Raw genomic sequence first — 1593 nt, 5'->3', positions numbered from 1 at the left:
CCCCACACCCGTTCCCTGCGCCGCACTCTGGTCAGCGTTCTCAGCACGTTGGTCCTACTGCCGGTGGCCGCGCTGACAGGCGCATCACCGGCCAGCGCGGACACCTCCCAGTTCAGAGGCGTGAACTGGGCCATGCGTGGCGACAACTTCGTCACAGGTCCGCTCGTCCTCGACGGGTTGAACCAGTCGGACAGCTACTCGACCGTCCGAGCCAAGGCGGACGCCGTCTACGACGGGTTCAAGAACCAACTCGGCGTCAACACCGTGCGGTTGCCCGTCAACACCCACACCGTCGGTACGTCGTGGTGGAACGCTTACCGCGGCACGATCGACGCCGCTACCGCCAAAGGTTTCAAGGTCATCCTGGCCTACTGGGAGGATGGTGCCGCGTCCGGCGGCCGGATCACCAACTTGAACGCCTTCAACTCGATGTGGAACACCGTCACTGCCCAGTACGGCTCCAACAGCCTGGTCTACTTCGAGCCGATGAACGAACCCCACGGCTACAGCGCCTCCCAGTGGATCAACCTCGCCGCCTCGTGGATCAGCGCCCGCCCGTCGATTCCGAAGGGTCGAATCCTGGTGGGCGGCACCGGTTACAGCCAGGACGTCAGGCCGGTCTGTGCCGACACACGTCTCGACGGGACGCTCCTGTCCTATCACCACTACGCCTTCTTCTACGGCGAGATGGACTACAACGGCTGGGTCCAGAGTTTCCGGCAGCGACTGGGCAACTGTGCCTCGCGCTCGGTCCTGACCGAGTTCGGCGCTCCGATGGACACCGGCCTGAACTACAACAACGCGAACAGCTCCAACAACTTCGTCCGGTACCTCCGCGCGGACACCGACTCCTTGCGGGCACTCAACATGGGCGCGGTCTACTGGCCCGCGCTCGGCGGCAAGATCACTGCCGGACAGAGTTACGACTGGTACTCCATGTTCGCGCTCCACGGCAGCGGCACCAACCTGAGCGTGAGCGTCCGCAACTCCACTGGCGCTGACCGGCTCAGGCACGGCTGGGGCGCTGACGGCCCGCAGCCGGTGCAGCGTTACCAGGCAGAATCCGCTCCTGCGGTGTGCGATGGCACGATCGATTCGAATCACACGGGTTATTCGGGCAGCGGGTTCTGCAACAGCGACAACGCCGTCGGCGCGGCAGTGCGGTTCACGGTGACCCCGGCGGCGGCTGGTACGGCGACGGTGGGGATCCGGTTCGCCAACGGCACGGATGCGCGGCCGGCGAACGTCATCGTCAACGGGACCACAGTGGCCACCGTGTCGTTCGAGCCCACCGGCTCATGGTCGGCATGGTCGACGAAGTCCTTGCCGGTGTCGCTCGACAACGGCAGCAACACCATTCGGATCGACTCGGCCACGGCAGCCGGACTGCCCAACATCGACTATCTCGACATCGGAGCTGCCGCTGCCTGACATCCCGTGCCATTCGGTGGTGCGCGCCGGCCCGGCGGGACGGACACCACAGTGATCGGTTCCCAGTGAACGAAAGCGCACTTCATCGCTCGTAGACCTGCTTGAAGGCGTCAGGACACGCGGGGACGGACCGAGTCGCGGATCACCAGGTGTGTCCCGAGA

Annotated in this window: 1 protein-coding gene; it reads left to right on the top strand. The window is 65.2% G+C overall.

Annotation, left to right across the window (positions count from 1 at the left end; translation table 11 throughout):
• Nucleotides 1–1431 (top strand): cellulase family glycosylhydrolase (locus UK23_RS23350; RefSeq protein ID WP_156213324.1); only part of this gene is annotated, 1431 nt, incomplete at its 5' end.
• Between the last annotated feature and the right edge of the window lie 162 nt (nt 1432–1593).

The sequence above is a fragment of the Lentzea aerocolonigenes genome, from assembly GCF_000955955.1.
GTDB classification, from domain to species: Bacteria; Actinomycetota; Actinomycetes; order Mycobacteriales; family Pseudonocardiaceae; genus Lentzea; species Lentzea aerocolonigenes_A.
This window is presented reverse-complemented; position numbering and strand designations above follow the sequence as displayed.